This window comes from Roseobacter sp. TSBP12, from assembly GCF_009129705.1.
Taxonomy (GTDB): Bacteria; Pseudomonadota; Alphaproteobacteria; order Rhodobacterales; family Rhodobacteraceae; genus Celeribacter; species Celeribacter baekdonensis_A.
In genome coordinates, this window is sequence record NZ_PYIB01000004.1 from 271,852 (window position 1) to 287,703 (window position 15,852).

18 protein-coding genes are annotated in these 15,852 nt (G+C 59.2%); 5 read left to right on the plus strand and 13 right to left on the minus strand.

Annotation, left to right across the window (positions count from 1 at the left end):
* The first annotated feature begins 31 nt into the window (after window positions 1-31).
* Window positions 32-538, plus strand: a complete 507-nt coding sequence (locus C8029_RS02370) for a peptidylprolyl isomerase (protein WP_009571360.1) — start codon at window positions 32-34, stop codon at window positions 536-538.
* Window positions 531-1,091 (plus strand): peptidylprolyl isomerase, encoded by a 561-nt coding sequence (locus C8029_RS02375; RefSeq protein ID WP_152002142.1) that lies wholly within the window; start codon window positions 531-533, stop codon window positions 1,089-1,091. The genes C8029_RS02370 and C8029_RS02375 overlap by 8 nt, the downstream gene beginning before the upstream one ends.
* 58 nt (window positions 1,092-1,149) lie before the next feature.
* Here the strand turns inward: C8029_RS02375 and C8029_RS02380 are convergent, their stop codons facing one another.
* The 3 genes from C8029_RS02380 to tyrS all read right to left on the minus strand — a co-directional run bounded on the left by C8029_RS02380 (window position 1,150) and on the right by tyrS (window position 3,463).
* A complete protein-coding gene (locus C8029_RS02380) occupies window positions 1,150-1,773 on the minus strand; it encodes a hypothetical protein (protein ID WP_152002143.1) in 624 nt (207 codons plus the stop codon).
* A 101-nt stretch (window positions 1,774-1,874) separates the two neighbouring features.
* Window positions 1,875-2,054, minus strand: a complete 180-nt coding sequence (locus C8029_RS02385) for a hypothetical protein (RefSeq protein ID WP_152002144.1) — start codon at window positions 2,052-2,054, stop codon at window positions 1,875-1,877.
* Between the two features lie 143 nt (window positions 2,055-2,197).
* A complete protein-coding gene (tyrS, locus tag C8029_RS02390; RefSeq protein WP_152002145.1) occupies window positions 2,198-3,463 on the minus strand; it encodes a tyrosine--tRNA ligase in 1,266 nt (421 codons plus the stop codon).
* Between the two features lie 72 nt (window positions 3,464-3,535).
* Between tyrS and C8029_RS02395 the strand changes: the two genes are divergently transcribed.
* Window positions 3,536-4,660, plus strand: a complete 1,125-nt coding sequence (locus tag C8029_RS02395; protein ID WP_152002146.1) for an anhydro-N-acetylmuramic acid kinase — start codon at window positions 3,536-3,538, stop codon at window positions 4,658-4,660.
* A 174-nt stretch (window positions 4,661-4,834) separates the two neighbouring features.
* On the opposite strand, the gene C8029_RS02400 is transcribed toward C8029_RS02395, so the two are convergent.
* The 3 genes from C8029_RS02400 to C8029_RS02410 all read right to left on the minus strand — a co-directional run bounded on the left by C8029_RS02400 (window position 4,835) and on the right by C8029_RS02410 (window position 7,132).
* Window positions 4,835-5,347: a DUF1097 domain-containing protein gene (locus C8029_RS02400; protein WP_009571355.1), complete on the minus strand. Its 513-nt coding sequence runs from the start codon at window positions 5,345-5,347 to the stop codon at window positions 4,835-4,837.
* A 715-nt stretch (window positions 5,348-6,062) separates the two neighbouring features.
* A complete protein-coding gene (locus C8029_RS02405; protein WP_152002147.1) occupies window positions 6,063-6,500 on the minus strand; it encodes a cupin domain-containing protein in 438 nt (145 codons plus the stop codon).
* A gap of 11 nt (window positions 6,501-6,511) precedes the next feature.
* Window positions 6,512-7,132 (minus strand): GNAT family N-acetyltransferase, encoded by a 621-nt coding sequence (locus C8029_RS02410; protein WP_193217574.1) that lies wholly within the window; start codon window positions 7,130-7,132, stop codon window positions 6,512-6,514.
* 85 nt (window positions 7,133-7,217) lie between these two features.
* On the opposite strand from C8029_RS02410, the gene C8029_RS02415 reads away from it, so the two are divergent.
* Window positions 7,218-7,739, plus strand: coding sequence for a P-loop NTPase family protein (locus C8029_RS02415; RefSeq protein WP_152002148.1), 522 nt, complete (start codon window positions 7,218-7,220; stop codon window positions 7,737-7,739).
* 88 nt (window positions 7,740-7,827) lie between these two features.
* Here C8029_RS02415 and eno read toward each other — a convergent pair whose 3' ends face one another.
* The 6 genes from eno to C8029_RS02445 all read right to left on the minus strand — a co-directional run bounded on the left by eno (window position 7,828) and on the right by C8029_RS02445 (window position 13,911).
* The gene (gene eno, locus C8029_RS02420) at window positions 7,828-9,105 is read right to left on the minus strand and encodes a phosphopyruvate hydratase (protein WP_152002149.1); all 1,278 of its coding nucleotides are present in this window, start codon (window positions 9,103-9,105) and stop codon (window positions 7,828-7,830) included.
* A 392-nt stretch (window positions 9,106-9,497) separates the two neighbouring features.
* Window positions 9,498-10,409 (minus strand): DMT family transporter, encoded by a 912-nt coding sequence (locus tag C8029_RS02425; protein WP_152002150.1) that lies wholly within the window; start codon window positions 10,407-10,409, stop codon window positions 9,498-9,500.
* 101 nt (window positions 10,410-10,510) lie between these two features.
* Window positions 10,511-10,921: a Fur family transcriptional regulator gene (locus C8029_RS02430; RefSeq protein ID WP_152002151.1), complete on the minus strand. Its 411-nt coding sequence runs from the start codon at window positions 10,919-10,921 to the stop codon at window positions 10,511-10,513.
* 116 nt (window positions 10,922-11,037) lie between these two features.
* Complete coding sequence (locus tag C8029_RS02435) at window positions 11,038-11,871, minus strand: PhzF family phenazine biosynthesis protein (protein WP_152002152.1); 834 nt, start codon at window positions 11,869-11,871, stop codon at window positions 11,038-11,040.
* Entirely contained in the window at window positions 11,868-13,136 is a 1,269-nt protein-coding gene (locus C8029_RS02440; RefSeq protein WP_152002153.1) for a cation:proton antiporter, read from the minus strand. Before C8029_RS02440 ends, C8029_RS02435 begins: the two co-directional genes overlap by 4 nt.
* Window positions 13,137-13,191: 55 nt before the next feature.
* Window positions 13,192-13,911 carry an endonuclease/exonuclease/phosphatase family protein gene (locus C8029_RS02445; RefSeq protein WP_332835016.1) on the minus strand — a complete coding sequence of 240 codons (720 nt, stop codon included), beginning with the start codon at window positions 13,909-13,911 and terminating at the stop codon, window positions 13,192-13,194.
* 104 nt (window positions 13,912-14,015) lie between these two features.
* Here C8029_RS02445 and C8029_RS02450 point away from each other — a divergent pair, with 104 nt between their 5' ends.
* Entirely contained in the window at window positions 14,016-14,684 is a 669-nt protein-coding gene (locus tag C8029_RS02450; RefSeq protein WP_009571345.1) for a DUF2238 domain-containing protein, read from the plus strand.
* Between the two features lie 19 nt (window positions 14,685-14,703).
* Here C8029_RS02450 and C8029_RS02455 read toward each other — a convergent pair.
* Window positions 14,704-15,852: protein adenylyltransferase SelO (locus C8029_RS02455; RefSeq protein WP_152002154.1), on the minus strand; the 1,149-nt coding region annotated here is incomplete at its 5' end.

Consider the following 15,852-nt stretch of genomic DNA (forward strand, 5'->3'; position numbering starts at 1 on the left):
GCGCGAAATTTCTGATGGTGAGGAGGCTTCCATGGCCGAAATTAAAGATCCCGAAAACACGATTATCCTGACGCTTGAAAATGGCGAAGTGGTCATCGAGTTGATGCCCGAAATCGCGCCCAAACATTGCGACCGGATGAAAGAACTGGCCCGCTCGGGTGCCTATGATGGCGTTGTGTTCCACCGCGTGATCGACGGGTTCATGGCCCAAACCGGCGATGTGCAGTTTGGCAACAAAACCAAAGACTACGAGCCGCGCCGCGCTGGCACAGGCGCGTCCGATTTGCCCAATGTTGAGGCCGAGTTCTCCGGCATCCCGCATGACCGCGGCACCATCGGTGCGGCCCGCGCGCAAAACCCGAACTCTGCCAACTCGCAGTTTTTCATCAACTTTTCCGACAACCATTTCCTCAATCGCCAATACACGGTCTATGGCCGGGTGATTTCGGGCATGGATGCCGTGGATAAAATCACCCGTGGCGAGCCGCCGCGCGACCCCGATGTCATGGTCTCGATGAAGGTGGCCGCAGATGTTTAAATCCGCACTGACAGCTCTGGTCATCTGCGTGGCCGCGCCGAGCTTTGCGACGGGTCTCGACATCGAGGTTGAAGGCGCAGCCAATGGCGTGGTCCATATTGACCTGTTCGAGGATGTGGCCCCCGGCCATGTCGCCCAAATCACCGCGCTTGCCAATGAGGGTGCCTATGATGGCGTGGTGTTCCACCGTGTGATCGACGGTTTCATGGCGCAAACCGGCGATGTTGAGTACGGCAAAATGGGCGCGGAGGGCTTCTCCATGCAGATGGCTGGCCGTGGTGGGTCGCATTTTGACGACCTCAAGGCCGAGTTCTCTGACAAGACCTTTGACACCGGCGTCGTTGGCATGGCGCGCTCGCAAAACCCGAACAGTGCCAATGCGCAGTTCTTCATCATGTTCGCTCCCGCGCCGCATCTTGACGGACAATACACGGTGGTTGGCAAGGTGACGCAGGGGATGGATGTGGTCAACGCGATCAAACGCGGCACAGGTCCGAACGGGGCCGTCATCGGCGCGCCGGATGTGATGACGTCGGTCAAAGTCACCGATTAAGCCCTACCGTAAGCAAAGATCAAAGGGCGCTTTCTGGCGCCCTTTTGGATGTGGCTGATTAGAATTCCAGCCGCAACCCCGCCATAAAGGCGCTTTGCGTGTCCGCATAAGACGCTGCGGCATTCAATGACCACGCCCCGCCAAGCCCGACCTGCGCCCCCAGTGCCACAAGCGCTTGATCCGGCTCCGAGAGCGGCACAGAGACGATCTCGCTCAGGGTCACACGCCCCCCAACCGGATGGCGATAGGCCAGTTCCAATTCCGTGCCCGCCGCATTGGCGCCGCTGTAAAACAGGCTGGCCGAGGCCGCGCCGGGCCCCAGGTCGCGGTTCAGTTGCAGTTTCGCATTGGCCTTGGTCGTGTCGCCATCGACCAGCTCAAGAGCAGCATCAACGCTCATATCGGAGAGATCCATACGCCCAGAGACGCCCAGGATATAGGTGTCATAGTTTTCAACATAGTGCAGCGACATCGCCGCCCCATTGCGGGTGTAAGAGGCCCCAAGCGGTAGGTATTTCGGCTCGGTGATCGTGCCATCCGTGGCGCGGCTAAGGCCCACCTCACTGCGCTCAAGGGCCGCCGACAAAAACACATCGGTGAGGGCAGGGCGGGCAAAGAGATCATAGGCCGGGCGCGGATTGCCAACCGAAAACCGGTCCCCTTGCACGGTCTGCCAGGTCACGGCGGCATAGGTCTCGTGCAACCGCCCAAGATTGCCAAATGCGCCAAAGCTCAGGCCTAGGCCATCCCCGTGCGTCGACCAAGTGCCATTGCCACCGAACGTCAGGCTTCGTCCTTTGAGCTGTGGTCAAGCCCATCTGTGGCCCCCAACATCACCCAGCCCTCGCCAAGCAACCAGGAGTCCGCATTGGCCGTCCCGGCACAGGATGCGCCAAAACCGAGGCCGAAACAGAGCGACACCAGTGCGATCTGTTTGGGGTGAGATGGTTTAGAACAGGTCATAGGCCCAGTATGACTTGTGCTGCCGCAGCATTCAAGTTTCAGGGCGGGGTCTAAATGCACATTCGAGTGAATATAAAAAAGCCGCGCCCAGATGCACAGGGGCGCGGCAGGCTGTTCACTTCATGGTCAAATCTGACCTGCGTTCAGGCTTTCAACGTCACCAAAGCGTGGCGTTTTTTGCCTGCGGAGAGTTTCAGCGGCGCGCCAAGATCGGCGGCGGTGATCAACAGACCTGCGTCTTTGTGGTCGGCATCGTTCACCTTGGCACCGTTGTCGGCAAACAAGCGCTTTGCCTCTTTACCCGTGCCCACAAGCCCCGAGCGCACAAACAGTTGCACGATGGAAATCCCGTCGCCAATCTCCTCGGCCGAAAGTTCCAACGTCGGAAGGTCGTCGCCCATTCCGCCTTTTTCAAACACTTCGCGTGCCGTGGCTTCTGCCGCCGCTGCGGCCTCAGCCCCGTGCAAAAGCGTAGTGACCTCATTGGCCAAAATGATCTTCGCCGCGTTGATGTCAGAGCCTTCCAACGCGCCAAGGCGCTCACATTCCTCCACCGGCACTTCGGTAAAGAGCTTCAAAAACCGCCCAGTGTCCGCATCCGTGGTGTTGCGCCAGAACTGCCAGAACTCATAGGGCGACAACATGTTGCCATTGAGCCAGATGGCCCCGCCTTGGGATTTGCCCATCTTGCGGCCATCAGAGGTGGTCAAAAGCGGCGTGGTCAGGCCAAAGATTTCATTGTCCAACACGCGGCGGGTCAGGTCGATGCCGTTGACGATATTGCCCCACTGATCCGATCCGCCCATCTGCAACACACAGCCATAGCGGCGGTTCAGTTCCAGGAAATCATAGGCCTGAAGGATCATGTAGTTGAATTCGAGGAAGGACAGGCTTTGTTCCCGGTCCAGACGTGATTTCACGCTCTCAAACGACAACATCCGGTTGACCGAAAAATGCCGCCCGATGTCGCGCAGGAACTCAAGGTAATTGAGCTGATCCAGCCATTCGGCATTGTTGAGCATGAGGGCACCATTTTCAGCCGTCGTGCCGTCGTCCTTGTAGTCGAGGTAGCGCGCAAACACCTTTTGCATCCCGTCGATATTGGCGTCGATCTGCTCAGAGGTCAGCAAAGGCCGCTCATCGGCACGGAACGAGGGATCGCCCACTTTGGTGGTGCCGCCGCCCATCAGGGTGATCGGCTGGTTGCCGGTTTTCTGGAACCAGCGCAGCAACATGATGTTGAGCAGGTGCCCGACATGCAAGGAGGACGCCGTGGCGTCATAGCCGATATAGGCAGTGACCATCCCTTTGTTCAGATAATCGTCCAGCTCTTGCAGGTTTGTGCAGTCGGCCAGGAACCCGCGTTCAATGATGATACGCAGAAAGTCTGATTTGGGATGGTAGGTCATCGGTCACATTTTCCGTTCAAAGGGTCAGCGCGGCCTGATATATCCGGGCAAAGGCCAAAGGGAAAGAGTGTCATGCGCGGTATCAGTAGAGCAGAGCCAATCTGGGTGGCCGGATGTATGTCCGGCACCTCGTTGGATGGGGTCGATGTGGCCATGGTCCTGACCGATGGGGTGGAGATTTTTGAATTTGGCGACAGCCATTTTCGACCCTATTCTGAGCCGGAGCAAGCGCTGTTTCGTGCTGAGCTGGGGCTTTGGGCCGCCTCGACAGAGCTGTGTGAGCTGATCGAAACCGCCCATGCCGAAGCGTTGTCCAGTTTCAAAGGGTTTGATCTTATTGGCTTTCATGGTCAAACACTGGCTCATGATCCCGACATGGGCCGCACCTATCAGGCTGGCGATGGCGCGGTTTTGGCCGAGCTGTTCGACGTGCCTGTGGTGTGGGATTTTCGCAGCGCAGATGTCGAAATGGGCGGGCAGGGCGCGCCGCTTGCGCCGTTTTACCATCACGCTTTGGCCCGTCACATCGGTGCGACGTCCCCGATGGCTTTTCTCAATATGGGTGGGGTTGGCAATCTGACTTGGGTCGACCCGCGCGTCGCCGATCCGTCAGAGGCGGGCGCCTTGCTGGCCTTTGACACTGGTCCTGCCAACGCCCCGGTCAATGATCTGATGCGCGAACGCCGCGGATTGGCCTATGATGCCGATGGTGCTTTGGCGGCTAGTGGCATGCCTGATATGGCCGCCGTAACGATGGGGCTGGAGCTTCCGTATTTTTACAAAATGCCACCCAAGTCTCTGGACCGGAACGATTTTCACGGTGTCATGGAGGCGGTGTCAGCGCTCTCAGACCCCGACGCTGTCGCCACCTTGACCGCCTTCTCTGCCGCCTGCGTTGCCCGCGCGATGGAGCATTGTCCCGCCCCACCGAGCGCGCTGTATGTCACGGGCGGAGGGCGGCACAACGCCACTTTGATGACCATGCTCGCCGCCGGGGTCGCTGGTGATCTTGAGTGCCCGGTGCTCCCGGTGGAAGAGGTCGGTTTGGATGGCGATATGTTGGAGGCACAGGCCTTTGCCTTTCTCGCCATGCGCGTCAAACGCGGCTTGCCGACCTCATGCCCTGCGACCACCGGGGTGCGTGCGGCGATTGGCGGTGGGCGTGTGTCGAAACCCGGCAGTAAGGCTGACCCGTAAGGTTTGGGCAAAAACACCCCCGATCCATGGTGGACGGGGGTGTTTTGTCGTTAAAGCGTCACGCCTTTAACCGGAGACAAGGGAAAGGCATGACGCTGCCGGACATGTCGATGTTGTGGGCGTTGCGCCATAAACCCGTGATTCAGGTTTATGGCGGACCGCTTTCGGACCGCTTTAGGCGGCTTCGGCCGCGTCCGATTTTGCGGTCAACAGGCCTGCGCCCTTTTCAGAGACAAAGCCAAACAGCGTGCCGATGATCATCGACACCAGGACCATCACCGTGGCCTGCGCGGATGCGACCAGATCGCCAATCGCCACGCCGGACAAAAGCGCAAACCCTGCGGTTGCGGCATAGCCATAAACCGCCGCCGGGATGGTCGCCAAGGCCGGAAGATGCGCGCCCAGTACAAGCACCACAACCGACAGGCCAACAATGATCGAGGTGACTGCGACCGAACCGCCAACCGTTGCCACAACAAACAAGGCGGCCGTGGCGACAACCGCGCCCCAGGCGTGGTTGATGGCGCATTTGCTGATGGAGGCGGCGGTGCCCCCGGTGTGATAATAGGCGCCCCAGCCAATAAAGAGCGCCCAAACCTGTAGGCCCAATCCGGTCCCAAGGCAAAGATATGTGGCGACCGACGCCAGCACGCCGATAGAAATCGCCAAAGCGTTGATAAGATTCATGTGACTTTCCTCCCAGTCTGTTCGAGGCGCTTTGCCCTGTGGTCTACAGGTTCTTCTCAGCGCGCCTCTTGATGTGAGCCTAGAGGGACGGGATGTTTCGCGGCTATCGGGACCATGGTGGGTCGGGTCTTGCGACCGACCCGACCAAAGGCGCGAATGCAGTTGCGGCATGAACTGGCCGATTCTATTGGAAAGCTATTGGGAAAGATCAGAGTTTGACAGCTGAGATGTGGAACGTGGCTGGCGGGCAGGCAGAGTGGCGGTTCCCCCCCAGCCCCTCCTGACCGACCAGCGCTTACTCCACCAACCCAACGGGACAGGTAAACACACCACACGTTCCCGCACTCTTTAACTGACGCTAAGTTAGCCTTGCGTTAGTTTGGGGCTAGTGTGGAAATCCTTACCTTTGGGGGGAATAGGCGGGGAAAAAGGCTGTGGATTTCCCCGCCGCTTTGTCGGGAGGGCGTCATGTAAGGCCATTGTCATTGCCGCTGGTGTTTGTTTCCATGTCCCATGGCGCTTCCCATAGCCTTCGTCTTTGGCCGCCTTCCGCCGTCAAGAGGCAAGGCGGGCGTAGGCCGGGAAGGGTACGGGACTGGATGGCGCATTTTGCTTTGGTTTGGCCTTGGCGTTTGTGGTCTTGCGGGACGTCTGGCCTGTTTTCTCCTGTCCTGACGAGTGGTCGCGCGCGTTTCCCACGCGTGATCCGCTCAGATCACGCGCGGGCGATGTCAAACCCAACAGGGGCCAGATCAAACCCCTCAAACCGGAAGCCGGGTGAGACGGTGCAGCCCACCAGCGTATAGTCGCCCGTGCTGCGGGCGGCCTGCCAAACCCCTTTGGGAACAATCTGTTGCGGCTCTTGGTCCTGCGCAAAATCAGGCCCCAAGATCACGTCCCGCGCCGGGCCACCGTCCGTTTCGGACAGTGACAGGATCAGCGGCGCCCCGGCATAATAGTGCCAGATTTCGACCGCATCGACGCGGTGCCAATGGCTGTTCTCGCCCGCTTTCAGTAGGAAATAGATGCAGGTTCCCGCCGGACGTGCACCGTCTTTGGCCTCTGCCACCCATGTCTGGCGAAAATATCCGCCCTCGGGATGGGGCTGCAACTTCAGGCGCTGGATCAACGCTTCGGCGGTGGGGGTACGCATGGCAAAGCCTCTCAAATCTTGGGGATATGTCCGGCCGCATCGCCCCGCACCGGGCCATTCATGCGTGGATCGTCCATCACCTCGATGGCTCGACCATAGGGCACAAAGCCCGAGCGGATGTAAAATCCCACCGCCTGCGGACTGTCGAGCGTACAGGTGTGTACGAACAACCGCGCAATCGGGCGCGCGAAGGCCAAATCCAAGGCCCGCTCCATCATCCACCGCCCCGCACCCGTGCCGATCAACTCTTTCGAGAGGCCAAAAAACGCAAGCTCGGTGTTGTCCGGGTCGCGGAAATCCAACTCCAACAACCCCAAGTCCCGGCCATCTTTGGTCAACGCAGAGACCTCGACATCCTTGTGATGCAGGATCGCCGCCAGCGCCGCATCCTCCATATACAGCCGCGAGAACCACAGCCAATCCTCGCCGACCGCGCGATACAGCCCGCGATACCAGGCCAAATCCGCCGCCTCATGCGCCACCAATGCCACGCCCTCAGGCACCGCCACATCGCGTGGCGCGGGACGCCTGGTCATCTCAAGATAAGTCACCACCGCCGCCAGCTTGCCGGAGGGGAGGGGGTGGATACCGTCAGGAAGAGGCGAGGCGGGGAGAGGGGATGTGTGGGTCATGGAGGGAAAGTGGTATAATTCGCCTAAATGTGCAATCAAATGTGTGGACCCTAAATTAGGGGAATGTGTTTGGGGAGGGAAGAATATGTCTTTGAGAATTTGGGTTATAATGGGGGAAAGCGAAGCTGGAAAATCTACGCTTATTGGCCATTTAACGGGGCAGTTTGGGAAGTCGGACAACGGACTAAAGCGTAATGGTACAGATTTTAGTAATGTACCTCTGTCAGGTGGTGGGCTTTTGAAGCTATTTTCAATGCGTTGTGCTTTGCAAGAGAACCCAAGAGGAAAAGAGTGCCCCGTAGGGGCTCTGGCATACATCAGGAAGAAATTTGAAAAAAAAGGGTTAGTACAGCATTCAAATTGCTTACTTGCTTTGCGTCTTAATGATGGTGAGGGGCAGGGTGCTGGATTTGAGTATCTAGATTACTTTATTGGGCAAGGCGATGTGGAGGTGATGTCTATTGTGACCTTGGGAGCAAAGGATTGCGACGTCGACAAGGCTTTGGAATATGGAATTCCGACTCTTGCTCTCGCGAACTGGCAGGACTGCCAGCGTTCAATATTAGTAAGTATTGCTGCTGTGCGCAGGCATTTTGGCTGGGCGTAAGCTAGAATACAGTACTCAACAAAAAGCCCCCCCAAAATGGCGGGGCTTTCTTTAATTTGGCAGGCATATGCCAGCCGTGGCTCACGGCTTACTTCTTCAAAATCGACTTACCTGCATATTCCGCCGTCGCGCCCAACTGTTCTTCGATGCGGATCAACTGGTTGTATTTGGCCATCCGGTCAGACCGCGACAGCGAGCCGGTTTTGATTTGGCCACAATTGGTCGCCACGGCCAGATCGGCGATGGTGGCGTCCTCGGTTTCGCCCGAGCGGTGCGACATCACGTTGGTGTAGCGGGCGCGGTGGGCCATATCGACGGCTTTGAGGGTCTCAGACAGGGTGCCGATCTGGTTGACTTTGACCAGCATCGAGTTGGCCACGCCCTGAGCAATCCCATCGGCCAAGCGCACAGGGTTGGTCACGAACAGATCGTCACCGACGAGTTGCACGCTGTCGCCCAGTTTCTCGGTCAACAGTTTCCAACCGGCCCAATCGTCCTCGGCCATGCCGTCTTCGATCGAGATGATCGGGTAGTCGGCACAAAGTGCTGCGAGGTAATCGGCGTTCTCGGCGGAGGTCAAAGATTTGCCTTCGCCCTTCATTTCATATTTGCCATCGACGTAATATTCGGTCGAGGCGGCGTCCAGTGCGAGGTAGATGTCCTCGCCGGGTTTGTAGCCGGCTTTCTCGATGGATTTCATGATGAAATCAAGCGCTTCGCGGGCGGAGTTGATGGCGGGCGCAAAGCCACCCTCGTCGCCGATCCCGGTGTTGTAGCCCGCCGCCGAGAGCTCTTTTTTCAGCGTGTGGAACACTTCGGAGCCCATGCGGATGGCCTCTTTGATGTTCGCAGCGGAGACCGGCATGATCATGAATTCCTGAATGTCGATCGGGTTGTCGGCATGTTCGCCGCCGTTGATGATGTTCATCATCGGCACCGGCAGGATGCGCGCGGCGGACCCGCCGATGTAGCGGTAGAGCGGCAGGGCGGAGTAATCGGCGGCGGCTTTGGCACAGGCCAGCGAGACGCCCAAAATGGCGTTGGCACCAAGGCGGGATTTGTTCGGCGTGCCGTCGAGTTCCATCATCACCGCGTCGATGGCTTCCTGCTCGGTCGCGTCCATACCGACCAGCGCTTCAAGGATTTCGCCATTGACCGCAGCCACAGCTTCCAAAACGCCTTTGCCCATGTAACGGGATTTGTCGCCGTCGCGTTTTTCATTGGCTTCATGCGCGCCGGTCGAGGCCCCTGACGGCACAGCGGCGCGGCCCATGGTGCCGTCTTCCAGAATGACGTCGACTTCGACGGTGGGGTTGCCACGGCTGTCAAGAATTTCGCGGCCGATGATGTCGATGATGGTGCTCATGGCGGAGGTCCCTTTGTGAGATTGGGTAGCATGGGTGTTCGGCGCAAGCCTCGCGCGTCACGTTGGTGCTTTGATACCAGTCAAGACGCGCGCGTCAACAATTGAGCGCTAACATCGTGCGCTTCTTTGAGGGTTGTATGACAGAAGTGGCGTTAGCGGTAACTTATTTGGGTCAAAGTGGGGAGATTGGCGTAAGTAGATCGTCATGGTTTGGGCAAATGGTGAATTTGAGCCCTATGCAGACTGACCTCACTTTGGCTTGTCCTGCGCATACTCAGGGGATTTGACGCAGATTTCATAGACGAAGTCTTTTCTATCCTCGCAATCAACTCGGCATATTTCCGTCGCAGATCACGCCTTTCATCCATGTCTTCAATTCATCAGGACCCCGCTCAAAACCCGTGCGTTTGTACTTCCTCGCCAAGTGTCGCCACCGAAAGCCGCGCCAGTTTGCGTTCGCGCAGATAGGCGTAGAGGCCGGAAGCGATGATCAGCGCGGAGCCGAGATAGGTCATCAGATCGGGGCGTTCGCCAAACACCACGATCCCCACCAACATGGTGAACACCAGGCGCGTATAGCGAAACGGGGTGACGGCGGAGGCATCGCCCAACCGCATCCCTGCCACGATACAGGCATAGCCAATGGTGCCAAACACGATCCCGGCGAGGACCATCAGCGCCTCAGGGGCATCGGGCATCAGCGGTGGTGTGCCGGGGGTGAGCGCAAGCATTGCGAGAGATGCGGCTGCGACCGTCAGATAGGCCTGAAACGACACGACATTGGAGGGCACGGCGGCGTCCATGACGCGGGTCATCAGGTCGCGGATCGCCACGGACAGGACGGCCACGAGCACCCACAAGGCCTCAGGTTCAAAGCCGGAAAGTCCGGGGCGAATGATCATCAAAACCCCGACGAAGCCGATGACAATCGCCACCCAGCGCCGCCAGCCGACCGATTCATTCAAAAACAACGCCGCCCCCATGGTCACCACCAAAGGCATGGATTGAAACACCGCGCCGACGGTGGAAATATCAACCAAGGACAGCGCCGTGGCAAAAGACAGCGCGGCAAAGGCTTCGGTCCCGGCGCGGGCCAAAATCACCGGGCGCCAATTGCGCCGGGCAAAGATCGCATTGCCCTTGATCCAGGCGATAATCCCAAAGACGATACAACTCCCGATCGCGATCAACGCCAAAATCTCGCCCACCGGCAGGGTCGCCGAGAGACGTTTGATAAACATATCCTCGACCGTGAAACTGGCCATGGCGGCGACGACGAGGAGGATGGCATTGAGATTGTTCATCGGAGCGGACCTTTGTGTTGCCCTCCCGCTTGCCGTGTTCTCGCGCGTCTCGCAAGCCCGCACCCCGGATCAAAGCCGCAGATGGGGGGTGCAAAAAGGGGTCAGGGCTTTTTGCGCACGCCGTATAATTCAAAGCGATGGCCCTTGAGATCATAGCCTAACCGGTCCGCGATCTGTTTTTGCAGGGCTTCGATTTCAGGGTCGACAAATTCGATCACTTGCCCGGTTTCGATGTCAATCAGGTGATCGTGATGGGCGCGATCTGCCGCCTCATAGCGGGCGCGGCCATCGCCGAAGGCCAGTTTTTCCAAAATCCCGCGCTCTTCAAACAATTTCACCGTGCGGTACACCGTGGCCAGCGAAATGCCCTGATCCTTGGCGGCAGCGCGCCGATGCAATTCCTCGACATCGGGATGATCCTCAGCCTCCTCCAACACGGAGACAATCACCCGACGCTGTTCGGTCAGGCGCAGCCCCTTGGCCTCGCAACGAGATAGGATCGTGTTAGACATCGGGCCTCCGGGTCAATGTGGCTCTAGGGTAGGAAAACGGGCCGGAATGGTCCAGCCCAGTTTTTGATCACACGGGTTGAAAAGGCGTGTTGCGGCGCGCGGCCTGTGCGAGGCAGCTAAAAGCAGAGCCGCCCTTGCATCATCCGGACCGCGCGCCCTTCGATGGTCACGGCCTTTGGCGTGGCAGTCACGGCGATGCGCGACGGTCGCCCCATGTCTTCGCCCTGGTGGATCATCAAAGCCAGATCGCGCCCCTCCACCTCACAGAGCAAACGCCCTAAAGCCGCTGCCGCTGATCCGGTCGCCGGATCTTCGGGAATATTGTCCAGTGGCGCAAACATCCGCATGTGGATCGTCTCGCCATCGCGGACATAGGGCGCCAGGGCAAAATCCAACCCCTGCGGATGGCGGGCGTGACCGTCGCGCAGGGCCGCAATGTCGATGGTGATGCGTGACAGCGCCTCCCGTGAGGTCAGTTCGACAAAGGTAAAGGCCAAGCCCATGCTGGCCATCACCGGGGCGGTGGCGAGATCGGACACCATAAGGCCCAAAGCGCGGGCCACCAAGTCGGGGGCGGGCTCCGCGAGGATGTCCAGCGGCTGCGACGCGGTGAACGCGGCCGCGCCGTCTCTGGCCTCAGCCGCGATTACGCCAACAGGCAATTCCAACCGCATCCGTGGCTCGTGCCCCAACTCGCAGAGCGCCACAGCCGCGCCGATGGTCGGATGCCCGGCAAAGGGCACCTCCATCGTCGGCGTAAAAATTCGGAGACGTGCGGTGTTGCCGGGGTCTTGGGGCGGCAAAAGAAACACCGTTTCAGAGTAATTGAATTCCCGCGCAATCTTTTGCAACTGATCCTCGGGCATATGCGCCGCATCGGGGATCACCGCCAAAGGGTTGCCGCCAAAAGGACGATCGGTGAACACATCATAGGTGAGATAGGCCGTCATACGTCCAACCTCGGTTCGCGGCCCATGCGTTTGGCCAAAGGCGCAACGGTCAGGCCCTGAACGATGATCGAGAACACCACGACGATATAGGTCGCGGTCAGGATCACCGGTTTCCATTCACTGTCCGGCAAGGAGAGGGCGAGGGCGACCGAGATGCCGCCCTTCAGCCCGCCCCATGTCATGATCGGGATGGTGCCTTTGGAGAAGCTGCGAAAGGGTTTGAGCAACAACACCGGTACGGCCACGGCGGTGAGGCGGGCCAAAAGCGCCAAAAGCACCGCCATTGCACCGCCCAAAACCGACGACATGTCAAAGGCCACGGCAAAGACTTCAAACCCGATCATCAAGAACAGGATGGCGTTGAGAATCTCGTCGATCATCTTCCAAAACGCATCGACATAGCGCCGGGTCTCCTCCGACATGCCGTATTTCGCGCCGACGTCACCGATCAACAGCCCGGCACAGACCGCCATGATCGGCGCGGAGACCTGTAGCGCCACGGCAAGCTCATAGCCACCAAATGCCAGCCCGAGCGTGATCAACACCTCAAGCGCGTAATCGTCAATCAACCGCATGACGCGGAAGGTCAGCCAGCCCAAAACGAGTCCCAAAAGCGCGCCGCCAATGGCCTCCTGAGCAAAAAGTTTTGCCGCGCCCTGTACCGCGCTGTCCGCATTATGCGTCTCGCCATGCCCACCTGTCGCGCCAAAGGCCAGCCCAACCAAAACAAGGTAAACCACATAGCCAACCCCATCGTTGAACAGGCTTTCTCCGGCGATTTTGGTCTCAAGACTTTTCGGCAAAGACGCCTGACGCAACACACCCAGAACGGCCACCGGATCGGTCGGCGAAATCAGCGCCCCAAAGGTGAGCGCGATCAACAAAGGCATCCCGGTCATCCAGCTAAAGCCCACGCCAACCACCACGGTTGAAAGGCCGACCCCCAAGGTGGCCATCAAAAACACTGGCACCCATTGCGCCCGCAGATCAGAGATTTTGACATGCAGCGCGCCTGCAAACAGCAACAGCCCCAACATGCCCTCCAGCAACGTGTCCGAGAAATCAAAAGCCATGACCTCGGTGCGGATGGTTTCTTCGACCAGGGAGGCGGGGAAAATCGCGTCCAAGCCGATGATCACCAGCGAGGCAATCAGGGCGACGACGAGAATGCCGATGGAGGACGGGAGTTTGAGAAACAGGTAATTGATCGCGCCGAACGCGCCTGCGAGGACGATCAAAAGCGAGGCGATTTGCAGAAGTGTCATAGGGGAAAGCCTTTGCCAGTCAATGCCGTCTGTTTAACAGGCGAGGCGCGCGCGCCTAGGGGAAAATATGCGCATCCCGCTGTGCCACATCGGCCCAGATCGGCAAATGATCGGAGGCCCGGCGCGACAGGACCGTTTCCATCACCCCGGCGTCGCGCATTTCAAGCCCCTCGGTCAGGGCGATCCGGTCCAGTGCCGCCATCGGGCGGGCGGCGTGAAAGCTGCGACCGGGGGCGAGAATGTCAAAGGTGGCGCGCAGTGGATCAAGGCCTCTGTGCGCGGACCATTCGTTGAAATCGCCAAGGATCACGGTGGGGCGGGTGTCAAACGCGTGCAGCTGATCGAGAATGGCATGGAGTTGCTTTTGCCGCGACGACCGCAACAGCCCAAGATGCACCCCCACAATCCGCAGCCCCGGCACATCAACGGCCACCGCGCCGCGCGCCTCCAACCCCGGCAGGGTGAGCCGATGCGTGGCCTCCGCCACCGTCCCTTTGCGCAGTAAAATTGCATTGCCATGCCATCCCAAAGACACCGGGGAGGTGTTGAGGGGAAGCGCGACAAAATCCGTATGGGTGTCGATCATCCGGGCGGGCAGGGCGGCCGGGCGCGCGCCCAGTCGCATGTCCGCCTCTTGCAGCGCCACCACATCGGCCTCCATCGTGTTGATCACATCCAGGATGCGTCCCGGCGCGCGCAACCCATCGGTCCCGCGGCATTTGCGCAGGTTATACGAGGCGAGGCGCAGGGCGCCCATTTCCTTCTTCGTCATCATATGACTAACATAGGAACGCAGGCCTTGGATTGCATCCCATCGCAGAGGTCTTGTTTGGGCTGCCCCTTATGTGCGGCAGTGCGGCGCGACAGTGAAGGACAGATATGAAACGGTTGTTCAAAAACGCCAAATCTCAGCCATTGGTGATGCGACTGGTTTGGCTGGCGCTGATCTTTGAATTTTGTGCCGGGCTGATCACGGCGCGCTACGCGTCGTCCTTTGTGGCGCTCGGTACTTTTGGGTTGACGCTTTTGCCGCTGCTGTTTGCAAGCCGCTACCACATTTATGTCCCGCGCTCTTTCATGGCGGGGATCGTGCTGTTCCTGTTTGCCACATTGTTTTTGGGCGAGGTGGGCGATTTTTACAATCGCTATTGGTGGTGGGATGTGGTGCTGCACGCAGGCTCCGCGCTTGGCTTTGGCTTGATCGGGTTTGTGGCGATTTTCATCCTGTTCCAAGGCGACCGCTACGCCGCACCGCCTTGGGCCATCGGCATGTTTGCCTTTTGCTTTGCCATGTCCATCGGCGCGCTTTGGGAGATTTTTGAATATGCTATGGACCAAGCCTTTGGCACCAACATGCAAAAATCCGGCCTACAAGACACGATGTGGGATTTGATCGTCGATGCCGGCGGCGGTTTGATTGGGGCCATCTCAGGCGCGCTCTATGTGGCGCGCGAGCGGGGGTCGCTGTTCGCGGGCCCGTTCGCCGGATTGTTTCGCGATTTCATCACCCGCAATGCCCGTTTGTTCGGCAAATTTCGCTCCAAATAGACGGGCTTGCCCAACTCCATTAGGTGCCGCAGAACGTCTGTGCCACCACCTCATCCTCGGCAGGCGGTTGGATCAAGTCGCGGTCTGCCTCCGCCAGATCAAATGGCGTGGACAACACCCGCACCAGCCGTAGGGCCAGACTGTCATCGCCCGCCAAAGAGGCTTCAATCGCCTGTTCAATCCGATGCGTGCGCGGGATCACGGCGGGGTTGGCGCGCGCCATGTGGGCGGCAAAATCTGCGGACCGCCGCGCCTCCCAACGCTCAGACCAGCGATCAAACGCCTCGCGATCCAACAGCCAATCCCGCGCAGTGCCGTCCGACAAGCCACGGAACACATTGGTGAAATCGGCCCCGTCCTGGGCCATCAGGGCCAAGAGGTCCTGGACCAAGGGCACATCGTCCTCGGCAGCATCCGCAAGGCCAATTTTCGCCCCAAACACCCGCCGCCACTCGGCCTGATAAAGCATGGGAAATCGGTTCAACACCTCGGACAGCGCGTCAATCGCCTGCGCTTGCGACCCAAGTTCGACCTCCATCAACGGCACCAAACACGACCCAAGCTGCGCCAAATTCCAATGCGCGATCGAGGGCTGTTGCTCATAGGCATAGCGGCCCTGTCGGTCGATTGAGGAATACACCGCCTTGGGCGAATAGCCGTCGATAAAGGCGCAGGGACCATAGTCGATGGTCTCGCCGGAGACGGCCATATTGTCGGTGTTCATCACCCCATGGACAAAGCCCAAGCCCATCCATTTGGCGATCAATCGCGCCTGGGCTGCAAGGATCGCCTCATATAGGCCCAGCGTGCCTTTTGCTTCGGGGAAGTGCCGGGCGCGGACGTGATCGGCGAGAACACTCACCGCTTCCACATCCTCCTGCGCGGTGAAATATTGAAACGTGCCGACGCGAATATGGCTGGCCGCGACCCGTGTGAGGATCGCGCCGGGCAGGGCGCGTTCGCGTTGCACCCGCGCGCCGGTGCGCACGGCGGCCAAGGCGCGCGTGGTCGGAACCCCCGCAGCATGCATAAATTCGCTGACGATAAATTCACGCAACACCGGACCGATCCACCGCCCGCCCATCGCCATTGCGCGAATAGGGGTGCGGCCCGCGCCTTTGAGGTGGATGTCAATCGCCATGCTCTGTGACAGCCTCACCAACACACC

What these genes read in the sequence shown, in the direction of transcription:
- C8029_RS02370 (WP_009571360.1), top strand. Translation starts at nt 32, where the DNA reads ATGGCCGAAATTAAAGATCCCGAAAACACGATTATCCTGACGCTTGAA.
- C8029_RS02375 (WP_152002142.1), top strand. Translation starts at nt 531, where the DNA reads ATGTTTAAATCCGCACTGACAGCTCTGGTCATCTGCGTGGCCGCGCCG.
- C8029_RS02385 (WP_152002144.1), bottom strand. Translation starts at nt 2,054, where the DNA reads ATGACCTGTTCTAAACCATCTCACCCCAAACAGATCGCACTGGTGTCG.
- tyrS (WP_152002145.1), bottom strand. Translation starts at nt 3,463, where the DNA reads ATGACCTACCATCCCAAATCAGACTTTCTGCGTATCATCATTGAACGC.
- C8029_RS02395 (WP_152002146.1), top strand. Translation starts at nt 3,536, where the DNA reads ATGCGCGGTATCAGTAGAGCAGAGCCAATCTGGGTGGCCGGATGTATG.
- C8029_RS02400 (WP_009571355.1), bottom strand. Translation starts at nt 5,347, where the DNA reads ATGAATCTTATCAACGCTTTGGCGATTTCTATCGGCGTGCTGGCGTCG.
- C8029_RS02405 (WP_152002147.1), bottom strand. Translation starts at nt 6,500, where the DNA reads ATGCGTACCCCCACCGCCGAAGCGTTGATCCAGCGCCTGAAGTTGCAG.
- C8029_RS02410 (WP_193217574.1), bottom strand. Translation starts at nt 7,132, where the DNA reads ATGACCCACACATCCCCTCTCCCCGCCTCGCCTCTTCCTGACGGTATC.
- C8029_RS02415 (WP_152002148.1), top strand. Translation starts at nt 7,218, where the DNA reads ATGTCTTTGAGAATTTGGGTTATAATGGGGGAAAGCGAAGCTGGAAAA.
- eno (WP_152002149.1), bottom strand. Translation starts at nt 9,105, where the DNA reads ATGAGCACCATCATCGACATCATCGGCCGCGAAATTCTTGACAGCCGT.
- C8029_RS02425 (WP_152002150.1), bottom strand. Translation starts at nt 10,409, where the DNA reads ATGAACAATCTCAATGCCATCCTCCTCGTCGTCGCCGCCATGGCCAGT.
- C8029_RS02430 (WP_152002151.1), bottom strand. Translation starts at nt 10,921, where the DNA reads ATGTCTAACACGATCCTATCTCGTTGCGAGGCCAAGGGGCTGCGCCTG.
- C8029_RS02435 (WP_152002152.1), bottom strand. Translation starts at nt 11,871, where the DNA reads ATGACGGCCTATCTCACCTATGATGTGTTCACCGATCGTCCTTTTGGC.
- C8029_RS02440 (WP_152002153.1), bottom strand. Translation starts at nt 13,136, where the DNA reads ATGACACTTCTGCAAATCGCCTCGCTTTTGATCGTCCTCGCAGGCGCG.
- C8029_RS02445 (WP_332835016.1), bottom strand. Translation starts at nt 13,911, where the DNA reads ATGATGACGAAGAAGGAAATGGGCGCCCTGCGCCTCGCCTCGTATAAC.
- C8029_RS02450 (WP_009571345.1), top strand. Translation starts at nt 14,016, where the DNA reads ATGAAACGGTTGTTCAAAAACGCCAAATCTCAGCCATTGGTGATGCGA.